Origin of the sequence: Micromonospora sp. WMMD1219 (assembly GCF_049315215.1) — a bacterium.
In the GTDB taxonomy this organism is placed as follows: domain Bacteria; phylum Actinomycetota; class Actinomycetes; order Mycobacteriales; family Micromonosporaceae; genus Micromonospora; species Micromonospora tulbaghiae.
Genome location: NZ_CP186057.1, coordinates 4,736,618 through 4,758,615, shown reverse-complemented (window position 1 = coordinate 4,758,615; position 21,998 = coordinate 4,736,618). Strand labels below are relative to the sequence as shown.

At 73.9% G+C, this 21,998-nt stretch carries 22 protein-coding genes; 14 read left to right on the top strand and 8 right to left on the bottom strand.

Going from position 1 to position 21,998, the window contains the following annotated elements:
• Window position 1 precedes the first annotated feature (1 nt).
• The 4 genes from ACN27C_RS22145 to ACN27C_RS22130 form a co-directional block, all read right to left on the bottom strand.
• Window positions 2–718 carry an ABC transporter ATP-binding protein gene (locus ACN27C_RS22145; protein WP_422747843.1) on the bottom strand — a complete coding sequence of 239 codons (717 nt, stop codon included), beginning with the start codon at window positions 716–718 and terminating at the stop codon, window positions 2–4.
• A complete protein-coding gene (locus tag ACN27C_RS22140; protein WP_422747840.1) occupies window positions 715–1,521 on the bottom strand; it encodes an ABC transporter ATP-binding protein in 807 nt (268 codons plus the stop codon). Before ACN27C_RS22140 ends, ACN27C_RS22145 begins: the two co-directional genes overlap by 4 nt.
• 138 nt (window positions 1,522–1,659) lie before the next feature.
• Window positions 1,660–2,865 carry an RNA polymerase sigma factor gene (locus tag ACN27C_RS22135; protein WP_421500983.1) on the bottom strand — a complete coding sequence of 402 codons (1,206 nt, stop codon included), beginning with the start codon at window positions 2,863–2,865 and terminating at the stop codon, window positions 1,660–1,662.
• Window positions 2,862–3,212 (bottom strand): YciI family protein, encoded by a 351-nt coding sequence (locus ACN27C_RS22130; RefSeq protein ID WP_120573748.1) that lies wholly within the window; start codon window positions 3,210–3,212, stop codon window positions 2,862–2,864. Before ACN27C_RS22130 ends, ACN27C_RS22135 begins: the two co-directional genes overlap by 4 nt.
• A gap of 60 nt (window positions 3,213–3,272) precedes the next feature.
• Here ACN27C_RS22130 and ACN27C_RS22125 point away from each other — a divergent pair, with 60 nt between their 5' ends.
• From ACN27C_RS22125 to ACN27C_RS22095, 7 genes are all read left to right on the top strand, one after another.
• Window positions 3,273–4,661 (top strand): flavin monoamine oxidase family protein, encoded by a 1,389-nt coding sequence (locus ACN27C_RS22125; protein ID WP_422747837.1) that lies wholly within the window; start codon window positions 3,273–3,275, stop codon window positions 4,659–4,661.
• A gap of 126 nt (window positions 4,662–4,787) precedes the next feature.
• Window positions 4,788–5,534: a lysozyme gene (locus ACN27C_RS22120; RefSeq protein WP_422747834.1), complete on the top strand. Its 747-nt coding sequence runs from the start codon at window positions 4,788–4,790 to the stop codon at window positions 5,532–5,534.
• Between the two features lie 71 nt (window positions 5,535–5,605).
• Complete coding sequence (locus ACN27C_RS22115) at window positions 5,606–6,280, top strand: peptidoglycan recognition protein family protein (RefSeq protein WP_120569559.1); 675 nt, start codon at window positions 5,606–5,608, stop codon at window positions 6,278–6,280.
• Between the two features lie 97 nt (window positions 6,281–6,377).
• A complete protein-coding gene (locus ACN27C_RS22110) occupies window positions 6,378–6,743 on the top strand; it encodes an ArsR/SmtB family transcription factor (RefSeq protein WP_120569558.1) in 366 nt (121 codons plus the stop codon).
• Window positions 6,740–7,381, top strand: a complete 642-nt coding sequence (locus tag ACN27C_RS22105; RefSeq protein WP_364805196.1) for an SRPBCC family protein — start codon at window positions 6,740–6,742, stop codon at window positions 7,379–7,381. The genes ACN27C_RS22110 and ACN27C_RS22105 overlap by 4 nt, the downstream gene beginning before the upstream one ends.
• A gap of 439 nt (window positions 7,382–7,820) precedes the next feature.
• Window positions 7,821–8,381, top strand: a complete 561-nt coding sequence (locus ACN27C_RS22100; protein ID WP_422747831.1) for an NADAR family protein — start codon at window positions 7,821–7,823, stop codon at window positions 8,379–8,381.
• A gap of 41 nt (window positions 8,382–8,422) precedes the next feature.
• Window positions 8,423–8,932, top strand: a complete 510-nt coding sequence (locus ACN27C_RS22095; protein ID WP_350815805.1) for an NUDIX domain-containing protein — start codon at window positions 8,423–8,425, stop codon at window positions 8,930–8,932.
• A 21-nt stretch (window positions 8,933–8,953) separates the two neighbouring features.
• Here the strand turns inward: ACN27C_RS22095 and ACN27C_RS22090 are convergent, their stop codons facing one another.
• Complete coding sequence (locus tag ACN27C_RS22090) at window positions 8,954–10,120, bottom strand: LLM class flavin-dependent oxidoreductase (protein WP_350815804.1); 1,167 nt, start codon at window positions 10,118–10,120, stop codon at window positions 8,954–8,956.
• A gap of 143 nt (window positions 10,121–10,263) precedes the next feature.
• On the opposite strand from ACN27C_RS22090, the gene ACN27C_RS22085 reads away from it, so the two are divergent.
• The 6 genes from ACN27C_RS22085 (at window position 10,264) to ACN27C_RS22060 (ending at window position 16,194) form a co-directional block, all read left to right on the top strand.
• A complete protein-coding gene (locus tag ACN27C_RS22085) occupies window positions 10,264–11,235 on the top strand; it encodes a sulfonate ABC transporter substrate-binding protein (RefSeq protein WP_121686582.1) in 972 nt (323 codons plus the stop codon).
• On the top strand, window positions 11,232–12,068 hold the full coding sequence (locus tag ACN27C_RS22080) for an ABC transporter permease (RefSeq protein ID WP_071094658.1): 837 nt from the start codon (window positions 11,232–11,234) through the stop codon (window positions 12,066–12,068). The genes ACN27C_RS22085 and ACN27C_RS22080 overlap by 4 nt, the downstream gene beginning before the upstream one ends.
• Window positions 12,041–12,766: an ABC transporter ATP-binding protein gene (locus ACN27C_RS22075; RefSeq protein WP_071094656.1), complete on the top strand. Its 726-nt coding sequence runs from the start codon at window positions 12,041–12,043 to the stop codon at window positions 12,764–12,766. The genes ACN27C_RS22080 and ACN27C_RS22075 overlap by 28 nt, the downstream gene beginning before the upstream one ends.
• 16 nt (window positions 12,767–12,782) lie before the next feature.
• Entirely contained in the window at window positions 12,783–14,189 is a 1,407-nt protein-coding gene (locus ACN27C_RS22070; protein ID WP_358171701.1) for a selenium-binding family protein, read from the top strand.
• On the top strand, window positions 14,186–14,824 hold the full coding sequence (locus ACN27C_RS22065) for a hypothetical protein (RefSeq protein WP_422747827.1): 639 nt from the start codon (window positions 14,186–14,188) through the stop codon (window positions 14,822–14,824). Before ACN27C_RS22070 ends, ACN27C_RS22065 begins: the two co-directional genes overlap by 4 nt.
• 86 nt (window positions 14,825–14,910) lie before the next feature.
• On the top strand, window positions 14,911–16,194 hold the full coding sequence (locus ACN27C_RS22060; RefSeq protein WP_422747825.1) for a sulfite oxidase: 1,284 nt from the start codon (window positions 14,911–14,913) through the stop codon (window positions 16,192–16,194).
• Window positions 16,195–16,201: 7 nt separating this feature from the next.
• Here ACN27C_RS22060 and ACN27C_RS22055 read toward each other — a convergent pair whose 3' ends face one another.
• The 3 genes from ACN27C_RS22055 to ACN27C_RS22045 form a co-directional block, all read right to left on the bottom strand.
• The gene (locus ACN27C_RS22055; RefSeq protein ID WP_358171697.1) at window positions 16,202–16,744 is read right to left on the bottom strand and encodes an RNA 2'-phosphotransferase; all 543 of its coding nucleotides are present in this window, start codon (window positions 16,742–16,744) and stop codon (window positions 16,202–16,204) included.
• 303 nt (window positions 16,745–17,047) lie between these two features.
• Window positions 17,048–18,097, bottom strand: a complete 1,050-nt coding sequence (locus ACN27C_RS22050; protein WP_422747823.1) for an aldo/keto reductase — start codon at window positions 18,095–18,097, stop codon at window positions 17,048–17,050.
• Window positions 18,098–18,174: 77 nt separating this feature from the next.
• Entirely contained in the window at window positions 18,175–20,112 is a 1,938-nt protein-coding gene (locus ACN27C_RS22045) for an ABC transporter ATP-binding protein (protein WP_422747821.1), read from the bottom strand.
• Between the two features lie 247 nt (window positions 20,113–20,359).
• Here ACN27C_RS22045 and pgi point away from each other — a divergent pair, with 247 nt between their 5' ends.
• On the top strand, window positions 20,360–21,994 hold the full coding sequence (gene pgi / locus ACN27C_RS22040; protein ID WP_120573747.1) for a glucose-6-phosphate isomerase: 1,635 nt from the start codon (window positions 20,360–20,362) through the stop codon (window positions 21,992–21,994).
• Window positions 21,995–21,998: the final 4 nt, after the last annotated feature.

The following is a 21,998-nucleotide window of genomic DNA, read 5'->3' as shown; positions in this document are numbered from 1 at the left end:
CCTAGAATCCGAGGTACGCGTGCCGGAGCTGGTCGTCGTCGCGCAGCCGGGCGGCCGGCGCGGCCGTCACGACCTGCCCGAGCGACATGACGATGCCTTGGTCGGCGACGGACAGCGCGGTGCGCACGTTCTGCTCGACGAGCAGCACGGTGAGCCCTCGTTCGTCGCGCAGCCGCCGCAGCAGCGCCATGATCTGCGCGGCCACCTTGGGGGCCAGCCCGAGCGACGGCTCGTCGAGCAGCAGCAGCCGGGGCCGGGCGATCAGCGCGCGGCCGATCGCGAGCATCTGCCGTTCCCCGCCGGAGAGCTGGTGTCCGGCGTGGTCGCGGCGGCGGGCCAGCGCGGGGAACAGCTCGTACACCTCGTCCTGTGCGCGCCGGGCGTCGGCCCGGTCACGCCGCCACAGCCCGCCCAGGCGCAGGTTCTCCGCCACCGTCAGCTCGGTCACCACGCCGCGGCCCTCCGGCACGTGCGCGAGGCCGCGCCGGACCAGGTGTTCCACCCGGACGCCGCGCAGGTCCTCGCCCGCGTACCGGACCCGGCCGCCGGTGGGCCGGAGCAGACCCGAGAGGGTACGCAGCAGCGTGGTCTTGCCCGCGCCGTTGGCGCCGAGCACGGCGGTGACGGTGCCGGCCGCGACGGTGAACGCGACGTCGCGCAGCACCGGCACGGGTCCGTAGCCGCAGCTGAGCGCCTCGACCTCCAGCACGGCGGTCACGACGTGCTCCCCTCGGCCGGCACGTCGGCGCCCAGGTACGCCTCGGTGACCCGGGGGTCGTCGCGGATGCGTTCCGGCGGGCCGGCCGCGATCACCTTGCCGAAGTCGAGCACCACCAGGTCGTGGCAGACGGACATGACCAGGTCCATGTGGTGCTCGACGAGCAGCACGGCGCAGCCGTCGTCGCGTTCGGGCAGCGCGCGGACCAGGTCGGCCAGCTCGGCCACGTCGTCGGCGCCGAGACCGCCGGCCGGTTCGTCGAGCAGCAGCAGCCGGGGACGGGCGATCAGCGCGCGGGCCAGCGCGACCCGCTTGCGGACCGGGTACGGCAGGGTGGCCGGCGTCGCGTCGGCGTACTTCCCGATGCCCAGCTCGGCGAGCAGGTCCAGCGCCGCCGCGCGCAGCCGCCGCTCGTCGTTGTCGCTGCGGGGCAGACCGAACAGCGCGGCGGCGAAGCCGGCGCGGGCGGTGTGACTCGCGCCGGCGACCACGTTCTCCAGCACGGTCAGCCCCGCGAACAGCCCGACGCCCTGGAGCGTGCGGGTGATCCCGAGCCGGGTGAGGGCGTGCGGGCGGGGCCGGAACGGCCGGCCGTCCAGGGTGAGCGAACCCTCGGTCGGCCGGACGAAGCCGCAGACCACGTTGAACAGGGTGGTCTTGCCGGCGCCGTTGGGCCCGATCACGCCGACGACCCGGCCCGGCGGCACCCGCAGCGAGACGTCGTCGAGGGCGACCAGGCCGCCGAAACGTACGCCGACGTGGTGCAGTGCCAGGCCGTCGGCGGCTGTGGCCGGTGGGCTCATCGTCACCTCGTGCCGGTCGACGGAGCGGGAAAACTAATTACACCGGGAGTGTACTTTTCTCTGCCGCCGCGTCAATGCCCCGACGATCACGGTTCATCTGCCGGGGTTACCGGCCTCCAACGTGCACTGTCGGTGTGATCATCTCGGCATGCGGTCGCGGGCGCGGCGCAGGAACGTCTGCTCCGCCGCGTTGCCCGTACCGGCGATCGCCGCGTCGTACGCCGCCCGGGCCTGCGCCGGGCGGTCCAGGCGGCGCAGCAGGTCGGCCCGGATCGCGTGCCACACGTGGTAGCCGCCCAGGTCCAGACCGTCCACAGCGGCCAGTCCGGCCGCCGGCCCGCGCACCTCGGCCAGCGCGACGGCCCGGTTCAGCGCCACCACCGGCCCGGGCGCGACGGCCGTCAGCTGGTCGTAGAGCGCGAGGATCTGTCCCCAGTCGGTGGCGGCGGCGGTGGGCGCGTCCGCGTGCACCGCGCCGATCGCGGCCTGGATCTGGTACGGGCCGGGCCGGCCCCTCCGCAGGCACCGGCGGACCAGGTCCTGCCCCTCGGCGATCAGCTCCCGGTCCCACCGGCCGCGGTCCTGCTCGGACAGCGACACCGGCACCCCGTCCGGGCCGGTCCGGGCGGCGCGGCGCGCCTCGGTGAGCAGCATCAGCGCGAGCAGGCCGAGCGCCTCCGGCTCGTCCGGCATCAACGTCACCAGCAGCCGGCCCAGCCGGATCGCCTCGGCGCCCAGCTCGGCGCGGCCCAGCCGCTCCCCCGCGCTCGCCGTGTGCCCCTCGTTGAAGATCAGGTACACCACGGCGAGCACCCCGCGCAGCCGGTCCGGCAGGTCCGCGTCGCGCGGCACCCGGTACGGGATACCGGCGTCGCGGATCTTCGCCTTGGCCCGGACCAGGCGCTGGGCCATGGTCGTCTCCGGCACCAGGAAGGCCCGCGCGATCTCGGCGGTGCTCAGGCCGCCGAGCAGGCGCAGCGTCAACGCCACCCGGGCGGGAGCGGCGAGCGCCGGGTGGCAGCAGGTGAAGATCAGGCGCAGGCGGTCGTCGGGCACGGGCCCCTCCTCGGCGGGCGGGTCGGCGGCGTGCAGCAGGGCGGCCTCGGCGTGCCGCGCCTCCCGGGTCGCCTCGCGCCGCAACCTGTCGATCGCCCGGTTCCGGGCGGTGGTGATGATCCAGCCGGCCGGACTGGGCGGCGGTCCGTCGGCGGCCCAGCGCGTCACGGCGATCGCGAACGCCTCCTGGACCGCCTCCTCGGCGAGGTCGATGTCGCCGAGGAGACGGACCAGGACGGCTACCGCGCGGCCGTACTCGGCCCGGAAGACGCGTTCGACGTCGGTCATCCCTCGCCCTGGAACGGGCGGACCTCGATCGGCAGCGTGGTGGCCAGGGCGTAGCGGCGGCCCCAGTCCAGCGCGGCGTCCAGGTCCGGCGCCCGGATGACGGTGACGCCACCCAGGTACTCCTTGCCCTCGGCGAACGGCCCGTCGGTGACCAGCACCTCGTCACCGGCCGGGCGCAGCACGGTGGCGGTCTGCGGGTCGTGCAGGCCGTTGCCGAACACCCAGCACCCGGCCTCCCGCAGGTCCCGGCCGATGGCCTCGACCTCGCGCATCACCCCGGCCAGGAACTCCGGGTCCGGACTACCCTGGCCGGCCGGCTGGTACATGCTGATCAGGTACTGCTTCATCGGCTTCTCCTCTTCACCGCCGGACGGCCCCGCGCCGTCCCTTCACCCTCCACACGAACGGTGGACGCCCGTTTCGACACGCCGGGCCGGGTGAATCCGGCCGGGAGCGGGGTACGCCGACGCGTGCGCCGCCACCGGGTCGTCGTCGTGGGCGCCGGGTTCTCCGGCCTGGCCTGCGCGCTCGCGCTGGACGCGGCCGGCGCGCAGGTGCGGGTGCTGGAGGCGCGGGACCGCGTGGGCGGCCGGACACTGAGCCGCCCGCTGCCCGGCGGCGGCTGGCTGGATCTGGGCGCGCAGTGGATCGGCCCGACCCAGGACCGGATGTACGCGCTCGTCGCCGCGTACGGCCTGACCACGTTTCCCTCCCCCGCGCACGGCGCGGCGACGCTGCTGCTCGGCGGGCGCCCGGCCACCGGCGAACCGCCCGGGCTGTCCGGGCTGCTCGGGACGCTCGACGAGATGGCGGCCGGGCTCGACCCGGCCGCGCCGTGGCGGGCGGACGACGCGGTCCGGTGGGACCGGATCACGCTGGGCGGCTGGCTCGGCGCGAGCGCGGCCGACCCGGTCACCGCCCGGTACGCGGGCCGGCTGCTCGCCGGTGGGCTGCTGGCCGCCTCACCGGACGAGGTCTCGCTGCTGCACATGCTGTTCTACCTGCGCAGCGGCGGCGGCACCCGGTCGCTGCTCGGCATGGCCGGTGGCGCCCAGCAGGACCGGCTGGTCGGCGGCCCGGCCGTGCTGGCCGAGCGGATGGCCGCCGCGCTGCCGCCGGGGAGCCTGTGCCTGCGCGCGCCGGTGGACGGCGTCGCACAGGACGGCGACGGCGTGCGGGTGCGCGCCGGCGGCGAGACGTACCGCGGCGACGCGGTGGTGGTCGCGCTGGCGCCGGCGCTGGCCGGGCGCATCCGGTACGACCCGCCGCTGCCGCCGCTGCGCGACGGGCTGACCCAGCGGATGCCGATGGGTGTGGCGCTGAAGGTGCACGCGCTCTACCCGGAGCCGTTCTGGCGCGCCGACGGCCGTTCCGGCGTGTCCAGCGCCGACACGGGGCCGCTCACCGAGACGGTGGACAACTCGTTGCCGTACGTGCCGGGCGGGGTGCTCACCGCGTTCAGCTACGGGGCGCAGGCCCGGGCGTTGCGCCGGCTGCCGGACGACGCGCGCCGGGACGCGCTGCGCGAGGCGCTCGCCGCGATCTTCGGCCCGGCCGCCGCGCGCCCCGACGACCTCGTCGAGTACGACTGGTCGGCCGACGAGTGGACGCGCGGCTGTTTCTGCGGCGTCCTGCCGCCCGGTGCGTGGTGTGCGTACGGCCCCGAGCTGCGGACGCCGGTGGGCCGGGTGCACTGGGCCGGCACCGAGACCGCGACCCGCTGGAGCGGCTACCTGGAGGGCGCGGTGACCGCCGGCGAGCGCGCCGCCGCCGAGGCGCTCGCCCAGCTCGGCTGAGCGCCCTATTAAGTGAGATTCTTCGATGCACTCTATTGAAAAGTTTCTCCGCCCTGTGACCTAATGACGACAGTTCCTTTCGTCATACTCCCGCCGCCGGAGCGCGGCAACCCCCAGGGAGGACAGATGCACAGCTCGATCCGATCGGCGCTGCGCGCGGCCGGAGCCGCGCTGCTCGCCACCGCCACCGTCGCCGCGGCGACCCTGTCCGGGGCGGCCCCCGCCGGCGCCGCCCCGGCCGGGCTGCCCGGCATGGACGTGTCCAGCTACCAGGGCAACGTGAACTGGTCCGGGGCGTGGGCCAACGGCGCCCGGTTCGCGTACATCAAGGCGACCGAGGGCACGTACTACACCAATCCGTACTTCGCCCAGCAGTACAACGGCTCGTACAACGTCGGGATGATCCGCGGCTCGTACCACTTCGCCCGCCCGGACACCACGAGCGGCGCCACCCAGGCCAACTACTTCGTCGACCACGGCGGCGGCTGGTCGAAGGACGGGCGGACGCTGCCCGGCGCGCTGGACATCGAGTACAACCCGTACGGCGCCACCTGCTACGGGCTGAGCCAGGCGTCGATGCGCAGCTGGATCGCCTCGTTCGTCAACCAGTACTACGCCCGCACCGGCCGATGGGCCACCATCTACACCACCACCGACTGGTGGAGCACCTGCACCGGCAACACCTCGCAGTTCGCCGCCAACAACCCGCTGTGGATCGCCAGGTACTCCAGCAGCGTCGGCACGCTGCCGGCCGGCTGGGGCACGTACTCGTTCTGGCAGTGGTCCTCCTCCGGCGTCTTCCCCGGTGACCAGAACGTGTGGAACGGCTCGCTCGACCGGCTGCGCGTCCTGGCCTGCAACGGACCCTGCTGACCCCGGCCCGGGCGTGGCGGGCGGTGCCGGTCCCGCCACGCCCGGCCGCCTCTCTTCCCCAGGAGGCTGCGATGCCTGCCCATGTCCCCCGGCGGACCGTGCTGCGCGGCGCGGTCCTGCTCGGCGCCGCCGCCGGCGTCGGCGCGCTGACCCAGATCGGCTCCGGCCCCGACGCGCGGGCCGCCGCCACCCGGGTCGACCAGCCGACCATCGCCAACTGCGCGACCTGGGGCGCCCGCCCGCCCTCGTCGCCGGTGAGCGTGGTGTCCAGCCGGCCCAACAAGATCATCGTCCACCACACGGCGTTCCCGAACACCACCGACTACAGCCTCGCCCAGGCGTACCGCAACTCCCGCGACATCCAGAACCTGCACATGGACAGCAACGGCTGGCTCGACTCCGGGCAGCACTTCACCAACAGCCGGGGCGGCTACCTGACCGAGGGCCGGCACGGCAGCCTCTACGCGCTGCTGCACGGCCAGACCATGGTGCAGGGCGCGCACTGCGTCGGGCAGAACAGCCAGGCCATCGGCATCGAGAACGACGGCATCTACGTGGACGTGCAGCCGCCCCAGGCGCTCTGGAACAGCCTGGTCACGTTCTGCGCGTTCACCTGCCAGCAGTACGGCATCGCGCCCACCGAGATCTACGGGCACAAGGACTTCAACGACACGCAGTGCCCGGGCCTGCTGCACGGCCGCCTGCCGGAGCTGCGCCGTACCGTCGCCGCCCGTCTCGGCGGCTGACCACGGGGGTACGCGGGGCGCCCGGGTGCGACGGGCGCCCCGCGTCGCGTCAGCGTTATTCCTCGCTTATATAAGCGTCACCTGATATATATGGGTCGTGCACGCCTTCGACGTCCTCGGCGACCCGGTCCGCCGCCGGATCCTGGAACTGCTCGCCCACGGCGAGCAACCCGCCGGCGCGCTCGGCGAGACCGTGCGGCGCGAGTTCGGCATCAGCCAGCCCGCCGTCTCGCAGCACCTCAAGGTGCTGCGCGAGCACGGCTTCGCCACTGTGCGCGCCGACGGCACCCGCCGGCTCTACGCCGTGGACCCCGGCCCGCTGCGCGAGATCGACGCGTGGCTGGACGGGTTCCGCCGCTTCTGGACGCCGCCACTGGCGGCGCTCGCCACCGAGCTGGCCCGGGGCCGCCGCGAACGACGGCTGCGCGAGGACACCACCGACGACGAGAGGACCGACCCATGATCGACGTGACCGGACAGATCAGCGCCGTCGAGCGCCACATCGGCGCCCGTACGCTCCCCGCCGGGCAGGCGCGGGTGCTCACCATCGCCCAGACGTACGACGCGCCGGTCGCCGACGTCTTCGACGCCTGCACGAACCCGGAACGCATACCCCGCTGGTTCCTGCCGGTCTCCGGTGACCTGAGCCTCGGCGGCCGCTACCAGCTGGAGGGCAACGCCGGCGGCACCGTCGAACGCTGCGACCCGCCGCACGGCTTCGCCGCAACGTGGGAGTTCGGCGGCGAGGTGAGCTGGATCGAGGTGCGGTTGCGCGAGGCGGGACCGGGGCGTACCCGCTTCGAGCTGGAACACGTCGCGCACGTCGACGACCAGCGGTGGGCCGAGTACGGTCCGGGCGCGGTCGGCATCGGCTGGGACCTGGCGCTGGTCGGCCTGGCCTCCCACTTCGCCGCCGACGGCACGGGCGTCGACCCGGCCGCCGCAGCCGAGTGGATGGCCTCACCCGAGGGCCTGCGCTTCGTCACCGAGTCCAGCAACAGTTGGACGGCAGCAAGCATCGAGGCCGGCACCCCCACCGAGCAGGCACAAACCGCAGGCACCCGAGTAACCGCGTTCTACACGGGCGCCCCCACCCCCTAACCCCCTAACCCCCTCCCCCGCCCTCCCCTCCCCCTCTCCCGCTCCCGCTCCCTCTCCCCGTCGATCTTGCAGTTTGAGCCCGCAGAATGTCCGGTAGGCGCGTTATGCGGGCCACCAAAGTGCAAGATCGACGGGGAGGGAGGGCGGCGCGTGGAGATCTTGGTAGAAAATGGCCCTCATGGGGGCCTGTTCGCTCCAAGATCTCTTGGGATCTCGTGATGCGGGACGGCTTTCTCTGCGGTCGAGACGCGCGATCGGCTCGGGTTGGCGAGATGCGCCTCGACGTCGTGCGGCGCGTGTGGTCGGCCTGTCGGCGCGAGCGGACGGGTCGAGGCAGTGGGCGGGGAGGGGTGGAGGTGTCCGTGGTGGACGGTGATGTCGGTGCGCCATTGCGAAAGTGCGGGGGTGGGATGTCGGTGGGGTGGGGCAGACTGCGGGCATGCCGATCCGTTCCGTCGCCGACCTGACCGCCGCGCTCGGCACCGGCGAGACGTTCAAATACCTGCACTTCTGGGGGCACCGGCCACGGCCTGACGGCAGCATCGGCGCGAGCTGCCTGAGCCAGTGGTGGCCGGCGGCGTTCACAGTGGACGGGCGCGAGTTCGCGACGGCCGAGCACTGGATGATGTGGCACAAGGCCACCCTCTTCGGTGATCACGCGATCGCCGAGCGCGTGCTGGCCGCCGGGCATCCGCACCGGGCCAAGGCGCTCGGGCGGCAGGTCCGCGACTTCGACGAGGCGACCTGGACGGCCGCCCGCCACGAGATCGTGGTGGCCGGCAGCGTCGCCAAGTTCGCCCAGCACGAGCCGCTGCGGCGGTTCCTGCTCGGCACCGGCGACCGGGTGCTCGTCGAGGCCAGCCCGACCGACCGGGTCTGGGGCATCGGCCTGACCGCCGACGACCCGCGCGCCGCCGACCCGGCGACGTGGCGGGGCGACAACCTGCTCGGGTTCGCCCTGATGGAGGCGCGCGCCACGCTCGCCGGCCGGAGGGGGTGACGCCTGATCCGGGGCCGGGGGTGCGGGTAACGTGCTGCGTCGTGACCGCGTACTCGCACTGCTCGTTCTGCGGCGCGGCCTACCCGGCGGGCGCCGGGTGGCCGCGTGTCTGTTCCTCCTGCGGCGAGACGGTGTGGCGCAATCCGCTGCCGGTGGCGGTGGCGGTGCTGCCGGTCCGCACGCCGGAAGGACTCGGCGTGGTGGTGGTGCGCCGCGACATCGAACCGGCGCGTGGGCAGCTCGCGCTGCCGGGCGGCTTCGTCGAGTACGGCGAGGAGTGGTCCGACGCGCTCGTCCGCGAGCTGCGCGAGGAGACCGGGCTGCTGGCCGAGGCGGGCGAGGCGCGGCTGTTCGCGGTGCACGGCGCCCCGGCGGGCGGCACCATGATGGTCTTCGGCGTGCTGCCCGAACGGCCGGTGGGTGACCTACCGCCGTCGGCGCCGACCGAGGAGGCCACCGAGTGGCTGGTGCTCACCGATCCGGTCGAGCTGGCCTTCTCCACGCACACCCGGGTGCTGGCCGACTTCCTCGCCGGCCAACGCCCGCTCTGACCGGAAGCGGGCGCGGCGCGGTCAGCCGCCCGCCGGGACGGGCTGGGGCGAGAACGGCACGGCGGCCGGCGCCTCGATCTCCGGCTCACCGGCCGGGTGCCGCCACAGCCCGCGCCGCCGCAGGATCGGCAGCACGCCCTCGCCGAACCAGTAAGCCTCCTCCAGGTGCGGGTGGCCCGAGAGGATGAACTCGTCCAGGCCGAGCGCGTGGTACTCGGCGATCCGGTCGGCGACCTCGGTGTGGCTGCCGACCAGCGCGGTGCCCGCGCCGCCGCGTACCAGGCCGAATCCGGCCCACAGGTTCGGCGAGACCTCCAGCCCGTCGCGGGAGCCGCCGTGCAGGTCGAGCATCCGCCGCTGCCCCTCGGACTCGCTGCGCCGCAGCCCTTCCTGCACCGCGCGCACGTCGGCCTCGGGGATGCCGTCGAGCAGCTTGCGCGCCTGGGCCCACGCCTCCTCGGCGGTGTCCCGGCTGATCACGTGCAGCCGGATGCCGTACCGCAGCTCGCGACCGGCCTCGGCGGCGAGCCCGCGGATCCAGTCCAGCTTGCCGGCCACCTGCGCGGGCGGCTCGCCCCAGGTCAGGTAGACGTCGCTGTGCCGGACCGCCACCGGCCCGGCCGCGCCGGAGGACCCGCCGAAGTAGACCGGCGGCACCGGGTCGGGCACCCGGCCGAGCCGGGCGCCCTCGACCCGCAGGTGGGCGCCGTCGTGGTCGACCGTCTCGCCGCGCCACAGCGCCCGCACCACGTGCAGGAACTCGTCGGTACGCGCGTAGCGGGCGTCCTTGTCCAGGAAGTCGCCGTATGCGCGCTGCTCGGCGGACTCGCCGCCGGTGACCACGTTGAGCAGCAGCCGCCCGCCGGACAGGCGCTGGAACGTGGACGCCATCTGCGCGGCGAGGGTGGGTGAGAGCAGGCCGGGCCGGAACGCGACGAGGAACTTCAGCCGCTCGGTCACCTCGGTGAGCATCGCGGTGGTCAGCCAGGCGTCCTCGCACCACGCGCCGGTCGGGGTGAGCGCCCCGGCGAAGCCGAGCTGTTCGGCGGTGCGGGCGATCTGCCCCAGGTACGCCACACTGGCCGGTCGCGCGCCACCGGCCGTGCCGACCGGTACGCCGTGACCGCCGCCCACGATGTCCCGGCTGTCGCCGTAGGTCGGCAGGAACCAGTGGAAGGTGAGCGACATGGTGTACCTCCGGTGCGCGGTCGGGCGGGCCGCCTCCTGAGGGGTGGGACGACCACGCCGACACCCTACCCATAAAACCTATCGGGTTGGTAGGTTGCTGTCGCCCGCCGACGCCGGGCCCTTCCCCTCCCCGAGGAGTCGTCATGCGTACCCCCAGATCCCGCCGCCGGCCGCTGGCCGCGCTGCTCACCACCCTCGCGCTGCTCGCCGCGACGGCGTTGACGGCCTGCGGCGGCGAGGCGGCCGACGCCAGCGGCGGCGGCGACGGCCCGCTGCGGATCGGCTACCAGCGCTTCGGCGGGCTCAGCCTGGTCAAGGCGCGCGGCGACGCGAAGAACGTCACCTGGTCGCTGTTCGAGAGCGGACCGGCCCTGACCGAGGCGCTGAAGGCCGGCTCGATCGACATCGGCCAGGTCGGCGAGGCGCCGCCGGTGTTCGCCGCCGCCGGGAAGATCCCGTTCTCCGTGGTCGGCACCTCTCAGCCGATCCCGCAGGGCGAGGCGGTGCTGGTCAAGGCGGACAGCCCGTATCGTGGATTCGCCGACCTACGCGGGCGCACCGTCGCGCTGAACAAGGGCTCCAACGTGCACTGGCTGCTGGTGAAGCTGCTGGAGGCGAACAAGATGACGCTCTCCGACATCAAGGTGAAGTACCTCAAGCCCGCCGAGGGACGGCCCGCGTTCGACAACGGGCAGGTCGACGCGTGGATCATCTGGGACCCCTACTTCGCGCTGGCCGAACAGCCGGGCGTCCGGGTGCTCGCCGACGCCACCGGCCTGGCCGGCAACCGCGAGTACGTGCTGGCCGCGCCGGACGCGGTGAAGAACCGCACCGCTGACGTGCAGGCGTTCCTGAACACGTACCGGCAGACCACCGACTGGGGCATCGCCCACCCGAGCGAGCGGGCCGCCATCCTCGCCCCGGAGCTGAAGATCCCGCTCGACGTGACCACCCGGGCGCTGGCCCGAAGCGCCAAGCCGCTCGCCCCGGTCACCCCGGAGATCGGCGCGGAGTTGCAGGCCATCGCGGACAGCTTCGTGGAGCTGAAGCTGGTGCCCGGACCGGTCGACATCGCCGGTCGGGTGGACGGCCGGTTCAACGAGGCGTTCCAGTGAGCGGTCCGGCGCTGGCCGAGGCGACCGCTCCGGTCGTACCCGATCGGGCGACGCCGCGGCGGTCGCGGGCCCGCGTCTCGCGGCGGTGGCGGCGTGCGGTGAGCCCGGTCGTGCTGGCGCTCGGCTGGGAGGTCGCCGCGCGGACCGGGCTGCTCGCCCCCGAGAAGCTGCCCGCGCCCAGCGCGGTGCTCGCGACCGGGTGGCGGCTGGCGAGCGACGGGACGCTCGGCGTGCACCTGCTCGACTCGCTCACCCGCGCCGCGCTCGGCCTGCTCATCGGCGGCGGCCTGGCGCTGGTGCTCGGCGCGGCGGCCGGGCTGCTGCGCCTCGGCGACGATCTGGTCGACCCGCCGGTGCAGATGGCCCGGATGCTGCCGCACCTGGGCCTGGTCCCGCTGCTGATCATCTGGGTGGGCATCGGCGAGTCGCTGAAGGTCACGCTGGTCGCGCTCGGCGCGTTCTTCCCGATCTACTTCAACACGTACGCCGGCATCCGCGACATCGACGAGCGGCTGGTGGAGGCGGCGCGCACCTGCGGCCTCGGCGCGGCGGCCCGGCTGCGGCACGTGGTGCTGCCCGGCGCGCTGCCGGCGCTGTTCCTCGGGCTGCGGCTGGCCATCGGCGCGGCCTGGCTCAGCCTGGTCGTCGGTGAGCAGGTGAACGCGCAGACCGGCGTCGGGTTCCTGATGATGGAGGCGCGCGAGTTCAGCCAGACCGACGTGGTGGTGCTCGGCCTGCTCATCTACGCGCTGCTGGGGCTCGCCTCCGACCTGCTCATCCGGTACGCGGAGAGGAGGACGCTGGCGTGGCGACGCGGACTGCGCGCGACCTGACCGGGCCGGTGCTCACCGCACGGGCGGTGACCCGGTCCTTCGGCCCGGCCGTGGTGCTGGCCGGGGTGGACCTGACCATCGCCGCCGGCCAGACGGTGGCGCTGCTCGGCGGCAGCGGCTCCGGCAAGAGCACGCTGCTGCGCGTGCTCGCCGGGCTCGACGGCGACGCGGGCGGCGAGCACGCGGTGCACGGCACCGCCGCCGTGGTGTTCCAGGAACACCGGCTGCTGCCGTGGAAGCGGGTGGCCGACAACGTGGCGCTCGGCCTGACCGGGCCGGACGTGGGCGGGCGGGTCGGCCGCGCGCTGGCCGAGGTCGGGCTCGCCGACCGGGGCCGGGCCTGGCCGGCGGAGCTGTCCGGCGGGCAGGCGCAGCGGGTCGCGGTGGCCCGCGCGCTGGTCCGCGAACCGGACCTGCTGCTGCTCGACGAGCCGTTCGGCGCACTCGACGCGCTGACCCGGCTGCGCATGCAGGGGCTGCTGCGGCGGCTGCGCGCCCAGCACGGCTTCGCCGCGCTGCTGGTCACCCACGACGTGGAGGAGGCGCTGCTGCTCGCCGACCGCGTCCTGCTCCTCGACGACGGCGTCATCGCCGAGGAGGTGCCGGTACGCCTCGGCCCGTCCCCGAGCCCCGACGACCCGGCCCTCGGCGCGCTGCGCCGCCACCTGCTCGACCGCCTCGGCGTACCCGCCGGCTGACCGCGAGGGAGACCCGATGACCCGCTGGACACCCGACCCGACCTTCTACCCCTCCCCCGCACTCGCCGCGACCGCGCCGGCCGAGAAACTCGCCTACGTCGCCGCGTTCGACCGCGCCGGGCAGCGCCCCGACGCCATCGCGGTGCTCGACACCGACCCGGACTCCGGCTCGTACGGCCGGGTGGTGGGCTGGACGGAGCTGCCGAACACCGGCGACGAACTGCACCACTTCGGCTGGAACGCGTGCAGCAGCGCGCTCTGCCCGACCGCGCCGCACCCGCACGTGGAGCGCCGCTACCTGATCGTGCCGGGCCTGCGCTCGTCCCGGATCCACGTTCTGGACACCAAGACCGACCCGCGCGCCCCCGAACTGGTCAAGGTGATCGGGCCGGAGGAACTCGGCAAGCGCGCCGGGTACTCCCGTCCGCACACCGTGCACTGCGGGCCGGACGGCATCTACGTCTCCGCGCTCGGCGGCGCGGACGGGCAGGAGGGGCCGGGCGGCATCGCCGTGCTCGACCACACCACGTTCGAGGTACGCGGCGCGTGGGAGGCCGACCGGGGGCCGCAGTTCCTGGCGTACGACTTCTGGTGGCACTACACGCAGGACGTGCTGGTCACCAGCGAGTGGGGCACGCCGTCGATGATCGAGGACGGCATCGTCGGTGAGCTGCTGCTGGGCCGCGGGTACGGGCACGCCATCCACTTCTGGGACCTGGCGAAGCGCCGGCACGTGCAGCGCGTCGACCTCGGCGACCAGTACCAGATGCCGCTGGAGTTGCGCCCCGCGCACGACCCGACGAAGTCGTACGGCTTCGTCGGCGTGGTGATCAGCGTCGAGGACCTGTCCGCCTCGATCTGGCTGTGGCACCGCGACGGCGACGCCTGGGCGGTGACCAAGGTGATCGACATCCCGGCCGAGCCGGCCGACCCGGCCGACCTGCCGGACCTGCTCAAGCCGTTCGGGGCGGTCCCGCCGCTGGTCACCGACATCGACCTGTCGGTGGACGACCGGTTCCTGCACGTCTCCTGCTGGGGCACCGGCGAACTGATCCGCTACGACGTCAGCGACCCGTTCCACCCGGTACGCGTCGGCTCGGTGCGCCTGGGCGGCATCGTCAACCGCACCCCGCACCCGGCGTTCCCGGACGAGCCGCTGGCCGGCGGGCCGCAGATGGTGGAGATCAGCCGGGACGGCCGCCGCGTCTACGTGAGCAACTCGCTCTACGGCGCCTGGGACGACCAGTTCTACCCCGACGGGGTGGGTGCCTGGGTGGCGAAGCTCGACGTCGACCCGGAGCACGGGGGCCTGGTGCCGGACCCGCGGTTCTTCCCGCGCGGGGAGGAGTTCCGCGGCCTGCGCGTGCACCAGACCCGGTTGCAGGGCGGCGACGCCTCGTCCGACTCGTACTGCTTCCCGTGACCGGCGCGACCTGGGCGGCGCTGGCCGGCCTCGGCGCGTTCCACGGCCTGAACCCGGCGATGGGCTGGCTGTTCGCGGTGGCCCGGGGCCTCCAGGAGCGCCGCCGGGCCGCGCTGCTGGCGGCCCTGCCGCCCATCGCCGCCGGTCACCTGGCCTCGGTGGCGGTGGTCGCCGCCCTGGTGAGCGCCACCCGGTCGGTGACGACGAGCACGGCGGTCGCGGTGGCCGGCGGGGTGCTGCTGGTCGGGTTCGGGCTGTGGCGGCTGCTGTCCGACCGGCACTTCCGGTGGGCCGGGATGCGGCTGTCGGCGGCGCAGCTCACCGCCTGGTCGTTCCTGATGTCGGCGGCGCACGGCGCGGGCCTGATGCTGCTGCCGGTGCTGCTCGCCGAACCGGCGGCCGACGCCGGCCCGCACGCCGGGCACCTCGCCGCCGCGCCGGCCGGCGCCCTGACCGGCCTGCTTGCCGCCACCGTGCACACCGCCGCCATGCTCGCCGTCGCGCTGGCCGTGGCCCTGCTGGTGTACGAGGTGCTCGGCGTCGGTGTGCTGCGCCGCGCCTGGTTCAACGTCGACCGGCTCTGGGCCGGTGTGCTCGTGGCGGCCGGGGTGGTGACACTGCTCGGCGCGGCGTGAGTCGTCGCCCGCCACCTGCGACGGATCGACGAAAAGTCCTACTGATTGAATAGGAAAGGCAGCGTCGCCCACCCTGGAGGTCAGTCGTGAGTCAGTCCCCGTCCTCAGCCGAAGCCGTCCACGACGCCGACCGGAGCCGGCAGTGGCTCGCCGGGCAGGCGCACGGGCCGGGCGTCGACCGCGACCGGCTGCTGGAGGTGGGCGCGGCGATGGCCGCGGTGACCGCCGCCGCCGCGGAGCGCGAGCCGGTCGCGGTGGCGTCCGCGCCGGTCGGCGTCGACCCCGGCGCGCCGATCGTCAAGCCGCTGCCGCCGGAGCTGCTGCGCCCGCTGGACACCAACGCCGAGATGCGCTGGCCGTCGATGGCCGGCCAGGGGTACGTGGTCCCGACCGACCGCTTCTTCGTCCGCAACCACACGGTCACCCCGCACCTGGACGCGGCCATCTGGCGACTGCGCCTGTTCGGCGACGGCCTGCGCGGCGCGCCCACCCGCGAGAACCCGGTCGAGTTCGACCTCGACGAGCTGCGCCGGCTGCCCGCCGAGGAGCACGCGGCGCTGCTGGAGTGCGCCGGAAACGGACGGCGCTACTTCGCCGAGCAGCAGGACGAGCCCGCCCCGGGCGTGGCGTGGGGACTGGGCAGCGTCGGCGTAGCCCGCTGGCGGGGCGTGCGGCTCGGCACGGTGCTGCGCCTGGCCGGGCTGCGCGACGAGGCGGTCGACGTGATGCCCGAGGGCCTCGACCCGGACTACGTCAGCGGCGGGGTCAACCTCGGCCGGGTACGCCGCCCGATGCCCGTCGCCAAGGCGCTCGACGACGTGCTGCTGGCGTACGAGATGAACGGCGAGCCGCTGCCCCCCGACCACGGCTTCCCGGTGCGCGTCGTGGTGCCCGGCTGGGTCGGCATCTCCTCGATCAAGTGGGTGGGCGCGATCGAGGTCTCCACCAGCCCTCTGTTCTCGCCGTGGAACACGCAGTTCTACCGGATGTTCGGTCCCGGCCACCCGGCCGACGGCACGATGCTCACCGCTCAGCCGGTACGCAGCGCGTTCGAGCTGCCCTGGGACGCCCGGGTGCCGGCCGGGGAGGAGATGCTGCTGACCGGCCGCTCCTGGTCCGGCAACGGCCCGATCGAGCACGTCGAGGTGGACACCGGCGACGGGTGGCGCCCCGCCGACCTGGTCGCCGCCGACCGTGGCGGGGCCTGGCAGCGCTGGACCGCCCGCTGGCGCCCTGAGGCCGCCGGACGGCACGTCCTGCGTGCCCGCGCCACGGACTGCACCGGCGCGGTCCAGCCCGACCGGGCCGCGCCGAACGACCTCGCGTACCTCTTCGACGCCGTGGTGGCCCACCCCGTGACCGCCTGCTGACCGCCGCTCAGGTGGTGCCGAGGTAGGGCGGCGGCACGGTGTCGGTGAGCCACACCCCGTTCGCCGAGCGGTAGAACAGGTACCCGGCCTCGGCCATCGCCGCCGCGTCCACGGTCAGCACCACCACCGCGCCGCCCCGGCGCGCACCGACGCGCCGGGCTGTCGCCACATCCGGCGACAGGTGTACGTGGTGCCGCCCGCCCCGGCGCAGCCCCTGCGCCCGGATCGCGTCCAGCACGGCCTCGGCGGTGCCGTGGAACAGCCGGGGCGGCGGCGCGGCCGGAGTCAGGCCGAGGTCGACCGGAACGGAGTGCCCCTGGTTGGCGCGGATCCGGTCGCCCCCGTCCGGGCCTGCCTCGACCGCGAAGCGCTGCTTGTCGTTGCCAGCGACCACGGCGTCCAGCTGGGCGCGGCTGATCCGCAGCCCGGCGAGCACGTCGGCGACCGGCACCCACCCGGCCCGGTCGAGTCGCAGTCCGAACGCGTCGGGCCGGTGCCGCAACGCCAGCGACAGCCGCTTGCTCACCCGAACGAGATCCCGGTGTTCCACCCGCCCAGTGTGATTCCGCAGCCGTCCCCTGTCGACGCAGTTCCCCTGCCCGCCCTCCCCCTCACCCCTGGCCCTCCGGCCCCACCTCCCCCGCCGCTCCCGCGTCGCCCCCCGCCCCGCCCCGCCCCGCCCCGCCCCGTCGATCTTGCGGTTTCGGCCCCTCGGATGCCCGGTTCGCGCTCTTTGCCGGGGCAGGAAGCCCATGATCGACGAGCCGGGGAGCCGAGGGTCGGGACGGAGGCGGGACGTGCCGAAGGGCGGGTGAGCGGGCGGGACCGGGCGGGCGGGCGGGAAGGGCGTGGGTCAGGCGGCGGCTCGCTCGGGGAGGGGGCGGCGGCGGTGGGACGGGTCGGTCAGGGTGGGCGGGGACCAGGCGCCGTCGGGCTGGTAGAGGTTCGTGCCGGGCGGGACGATCTCGTCGATGCGGTCCAGCACCGCGTCGTCGAGCGTCAGCTCCGCGCCGGCCAGCAGCGCGTCCAGCTGGTCCATGGTGCGCGGTCCGATGATGGTCGAGGTGACAGCCGGATGCGCGGCGGTGAACGCCACGGCGAGCTGCGGCAGCGTGCAGCCCACCTCGCCGGCGAGCGCGACCAGTTCCTCCACGGCGGCGTACTTCGCGGCGTTGCCCGGCAGCGTCGGGTCGAACCGAGCCGGGGTGAGTGCCGGGCGGCCGGCGCCGAGGTCGACGGGCTTCCCCTGCCGGTAGCGGCCGGACAGGAACCCGGAGGCCAGCGGGCTCCACACCAGCACGCCCATCCGGTAGCGGCGGCACACCGGCAGCACCGACGTCTCGATGCCGCGGGCCAGGATCGAGTACGGCGGCTGCTCGGTGCGGAACCGGCCGAGCGCCCGCCGTTCGGCGACGTGGTGCGCCTCCACGATCTCCTCGGCCGGGAAGGTCGAGCAGCCGAACGCGCGGATCTTCCCGGCCCGGACCAGGTCGGTGAGCACGCCGAGTGTCTCCTCGACGTCGGTGGTGTGGTCCGGGCGGTGCACCTGGTAGAGGTCGATCCAGTCGGTGCCCAGCCGGCGCAGGCTGTCCTCGACCTCCCGGATGATCCAGCGCCGCGAGTTGCCGCCCCGGTTGGGCCCCTCCCCCATCGGGAAGTGGACCTTCGTGGCGAGCACCACGTCGTCGCGCCGGCCGCGCAGGGCCTTGCCGACGATCTCCTCCGACTCGCCGGCCGAGTACATGTCGGCGGTGTCCACGAAATTGACTCCGCGGTCGAGTGCCGCGTGGACGATCCGGGCGCAGTCGTCGTGGTCGGGGTTGCCGACCGCGCCGAACATCATGGTGCCGAGGCAGTGGACGCTGACCTCGATGCCGGTGCCGCCGAGGACGCGATAGCGCATGTGAACTCCCTGGGTTGCACCGCGCCGGCCGGTTGGCGCGCGGTCCGGTCACGGTAGGAGTTCGAGTGCGCTGGAGGTCAACCGTCGGCGGACTCGGCGCTGCCGGCGAGGTAGCCGGCCGCCTGCAGCTCGAACAGCTCGCGGTAGAGCCCGCCCTGCGCCATCAGCGTGTCGTGGTCGCCGGACTGCACGAGCCGGCCGTGGTCCATCACGAAGATCCGGTCGGCGTGCCGGACGTTCGCGAGCCGGTGGGTGATCAGGACGACGGCCCGGTCCGGGTGCCGCCGCAGGTGCTGGAAGAGGGCGTGCTCGGCACGGGCGTCCAGCGCGGCGGACGGCTCGTCGCAGATCAGCAGCCGGGCGTCGCGGTAGAGGCCGCGTGCGGCCACCAGCCGCTGCCACTGCCCGCCGGACAGGTCCTGCCCGTCCTTGAACTGCCGGTCCAGCAGCGTGTCGTACCCGAACGGCAGCTCGCTGATCATGTCGTGGGCGGCGGCGTCGCGGGCGGCGGTCTCCACGCTGGGGCCCTGCGCGCCGGCGCGGTCGTGGCGGCCGACGCGGATGTTCTGCCGGGCGGTGAACGGGAACCTCCACCAGTCCTGGCTCATCACCGCCACCTGGGCGGCGGTCTGGCGTGGGTCCAGTTCGGCGGCGTCCACGCCGTCCCACCGGATCGTGCCGCCGGTGGGCCGGTAGAGGCCCGCGATCAGCTTGGCGAGCGTGGTCTTGCCGGAGCCGTTCTCTCCCACCAGCGCGATCACCTCACCGCGCCGGAACGTGAGGCTGACCTCGTCGACAGCCGCGCTGTCGGTGTCCGGGTAGCGCAGGCTGACCCGGTCGACGTCGATGCGCGTGAACCCGTCGACCGGCAGGTGCCCGCCGGCCGGGATCCGCCTGGTCGCCCGGTCGAGGAAGTCGCGGTAGTCCTGGTAGTAGAGGGCGTCCTCGTAGAGCGAGTTGGTGGCGAAGATCGCGGTGCGCAGGCTCGTACGCGCGGACTGGAGCGCGAGCAGCGCGGTGGCCGCCGCCGCGAGCGCCACCACGCCCCCGACGAGCAACGCACCCAGCACCACGTAGAGCCCGAACGTGGCGATGCCCGTGATGGACAGGCCGATCGCCCGGGTGACCGTCTGCGCCCGGGCGAGGCGCAGCTCGGCGCGGGTCTCCAGGCGCGTCATGAGGTGGTATTCCGAGAGCAGGAAGTCGCGCATCTGGTAGGCGCGGATCTCGGCCGCGGTGTGCCGGTTGGCCATCAGGTCGCCCAGCATCCACTTGCGTCGCCGCCGGGTGATGCGGGCGAGCCAGTCGACGTGCTGGCGGCGGGCCATCCGCACCGCCGTCACCGCCTCCGGCGCGGCGGCGACGACCAGGCAGGGCAGCAGCAGCGGGTGGATGATCGTCACGGCGGTAGCCGTGGCGATCACGCCGACCACGCCGGTGACGAGGTTGACCGTGTCGTTGACCAGGGAGCCCGCCTCGGCCAGTCCACGGTCGCGGGCGCGGTCCATCTCCTCGGCGAAGCCGGCGTCGTCGAAGGCCGCCAGTTCCACAGCGGACGTCGTCTCGAACAGCCGCCGCTCCACCGTGAAGTTGATCTGCGGGACGAGCCGGGCCTGCGCCCATCCGGCGGCGATGGTCAGCGCGCCGCGCCCGGCGACGGCGGCAGCCGCCAGCGCCAGGGCGGGCAGCGCCGCCCGGATCCGGTCCGGTGTCGGACCTGCCGCGAACAGCTGGTGGAGCACTCCGGTGGTGGCGAGCAGGCCCAGCGTGGTGAGGACACCGGCGGCGACGTTGAGGCCCAGCGAGGCGGCGGTGTCCCGGCGGCTGGTCGCCCAGGCGAGGCTGATCGCCTCGCGGATCAGCGCGGGCAACCGGCGCGCCACCGACCAGAAGCCGGTGTGGGCCAGTTCGGTGGCCCGGTGCATCCAGTGCGGATCGACGAGCTCGGGCAGGGTCGTCTCCCCGGCCGGCTCCTCCGGGTCGGACGCCCGACGAGGACGGATCACCCCGGCCATGGCACCTCCTCGACGCGTTCGGACAGCAACGCTGGATACTACGGTCCGCTATCAAATGCTGTCATTCCGTGACCGGCGTGTCGTACAGCTGTCCCAACGGCGTGTCCCGCAGCGGTGGCCGGAAACACCCGCCCGCACGGTGATCGCCGCCGGGTCGCGTCGCGCGCGACCGGTCCGGGTGGCAGGCTTGTGGGGTTCGCCGGCGCAGGCCGGCCGACCGCCCGTCGTGAAGGAGAAGATCGACCCGATGGCTGTGGACGTCACCACCACCGACGAATGGCAGGCGCTGCGCAAGCACGCCGAGGCGATGCGCGCCACGCACCTGCGCGACCTGTTCGCCGCCGACGGGCAGCGGGGTGAGCGGCTCACCGGTGAGGTCGCCGACCTGCACGTGGACTACAGCAAGAACCTGGTCACCGACGAGACGATCGCGCTGCTCGGCGCGCTCGCCGAGCGGGTCGGGCTGGCCGACCGGATCGCGGCCATGTTCGCCGGACGGCACATCAACACCACCGAGGACCGGGCGGTGCTGCACACCGCGCTGCGCCTGCCCCCGGACGCGTCGCTCACCGTGGACGGCCAGGACGTGGTCGCCGACGTGCACGCCGTGCTGGACCGCATGACGGCGTTCGCGCAGCGGGTGCGTTCCGGCTCGTGGCGGGGCCACACCGGCGAGCGGATCACCACAGTGGTCAACATCGGCATCGGCGGCTCCGACCTCGGGCCGGTGATGGCGTACGAGGCGCTGAAGGCGTACCGGGACGCGGGCATCAGCTGCCGGTTCGTGTCGAACATCGACCCGACCGACATCCACGACAAGACCGCCGACCTGGACCCGGCGAGCACGCTGTTCGTGGTGGTGTCCAAGACGTTCTCCACCCAGGAGACGCTCGCCAACGCCGACCAGGCGCGCCGCTGGCTGCTCGCCGGGCTGGACGCGGACGACGACGCGGTCGCCCGGCACTTCGTCGCCGTCAGCACCAACGAGCAGCGGGTCCGGGACTTCGGCATCGACCCGGAGAACATGTTCGGCTTCTGGGACTGGGTGGGCGGACGCTACTCGCTGCCGTCGGCGGTCGGCCTGTCGGTCATGCTGGCGATCGGGCCGGACCGCTTCCGCGAGATGCTGGCCGGCTACCACGCTGTCGACGAGCACTTCCGGTCCGCGCCGGTGGAGCGCAACGTGCCGGCGCTGCTCGGCCTGCTCAACGTCTGGTACACCGACTTCCTCGGCGCGGAGACCCACGCGGTGCTGCCCTACTCGCAGTACCTGCACCGGTTCCCCGCCTACCTCCAGCAGCTCACCATGGAGAGCAACGGCAAGTCGGTACGCCTCGACGGCTCGCCCGTGACGTACCCGACCGGGGAGATCTTCTGGGGCGAGCCGGGCACCAACGGTCAGCACGCGTTCTACCAGCTCATCCACCAGGGCACCCGGCTGGTCCCGGCGGACTTCATCGCGTTCAGCCGGCCCAACCACGACCTGGGCGACATGCACGACCTGTTCATGTCGAACTTCTTCGCCCAGACCGCCGCGCTGGCGTTCGGGCGGACCCGGGAGCAGGTGGAGGCCGAGGGCACCGCGCCCGAGGTGGTGCCGCACCGGGTGATGGCGGGCAACCACCCGACCACGTCGATCCTGGCGCCGAAGCTCACCCCGGCGACGCTGGGCCAGCTGATCGCGCTCTACGAGCACATCGTGTTCACCGAGGCCGCGATCTGGGACATCAACGCCTTCGACCAGTGGGGCGTGGAACTGGGCAAGGTGATGGCCAACCAGCTCGCGCCGAAGCTCACCGGGCCGGACCCGGACCTGGCCGACGTGGACACCTCGACCGCCGAGCTGATCCGCCGCTACCGGGCCGAGCGCGGCCGGAGCTGACCGC

Excerpts from the sequence above, each read along its gene's own strand:
- ACN27C_RS22140 (WP_422747840.1), bottom strand. The coding sequence starts at position 1,521 with ATGAGCCCACCGGCCACAGCCGCCGACGGCCTGGCACTGCACCACGTC.
- ACN27C_RS22135 (WP_421500983.1), bottom strand. The coding sequence starts at position 2,865 with ATGACCGACGTCGAACGCGTCTTCCGGGCCGAGTACGGCCGCGCGGTA.
- ACN27C_RS22130 (WP_120573748.1), bottom strand. The coding sequence starts at position 3,212 with ATGAAGCAGTACCTGATCAGCATGTACCAGCCGGCCGGCCAGGGTAGT.
- ACN27C_RS22120 (WP_422747834.1), top strand. The coding sequence starts at position 4,788 with ATGCACAGCTCGATCCGATCGGCGCTGCGCGCGGCCGGAGCCGCGCTG.
- ACN27C_RS22115 (WP_120569559.1), top strand. The coding sequence starts at position 5,606 with ATGCCTGCCCATGTCCCCCGGCGGACCGTGCTGCGCGGCGCGGTCCTG.
- ACN27C_RS22105 (WP_364805196.1), top strand. The coding sequence starts at position 6,740 with ATGATCGACGTGACCGGACAGATCAGCGCCGTCGAGCGCCACATCGGC.
- ACN27C_RS22100 (WP_422747831.1), top strand. The coding sequence starts at position 7,821 with ATGCCGATCCGTTCCGTCGCCGACCTGACCGCCGCGCTCGGCACCGGC.
- ACN27C_RS22090 (WP_350815804.1), bottom strand. The coding sequence starts at position 10,120 with ATGTCGCTCACCTTCCACTGGTTCCTGCCGACCTACGGCGACAGCCGG.
- ACN27C_RS22085 (WP_121686582.1), top strand. The coding sequence starts at position 10,264 with ATGCGTACCCCCAGATCCCGCCGCCGGCCGCTGGCCGCGCTGCTCACC.
- ACN27C_RS22070 (WP_358171701.1), top strand. The coding sequence starts at position 12,783 with ATGACCCGCTGGACACCCGACCCGACCTTCTACCCCTCCCCCGCACTC.
- ACN27C_RS22050 (WP_422747823.1), bottom strand. The coding sequence starts at position 18,097 with ATGCGCTATCGCGTCCTCGGCGGCACCGGCATCGAGGTCAGCGTCCAC.
- ACN27C_RS22045 (WP_422747821.1), bottom strand. The coding sequence starts at position 20,112 with ATGGCCGGGGTGATCCGTCCTCGTCGGGCGTCCGACCCGGAGGAGCCG.
- pgi (WP_120573747.1), top strand. The coding sequence starts at position 20,360 with ATGGCTGTGGACGTCACCACCACCGACGAATGGCAGGCGCTGCGCAAG.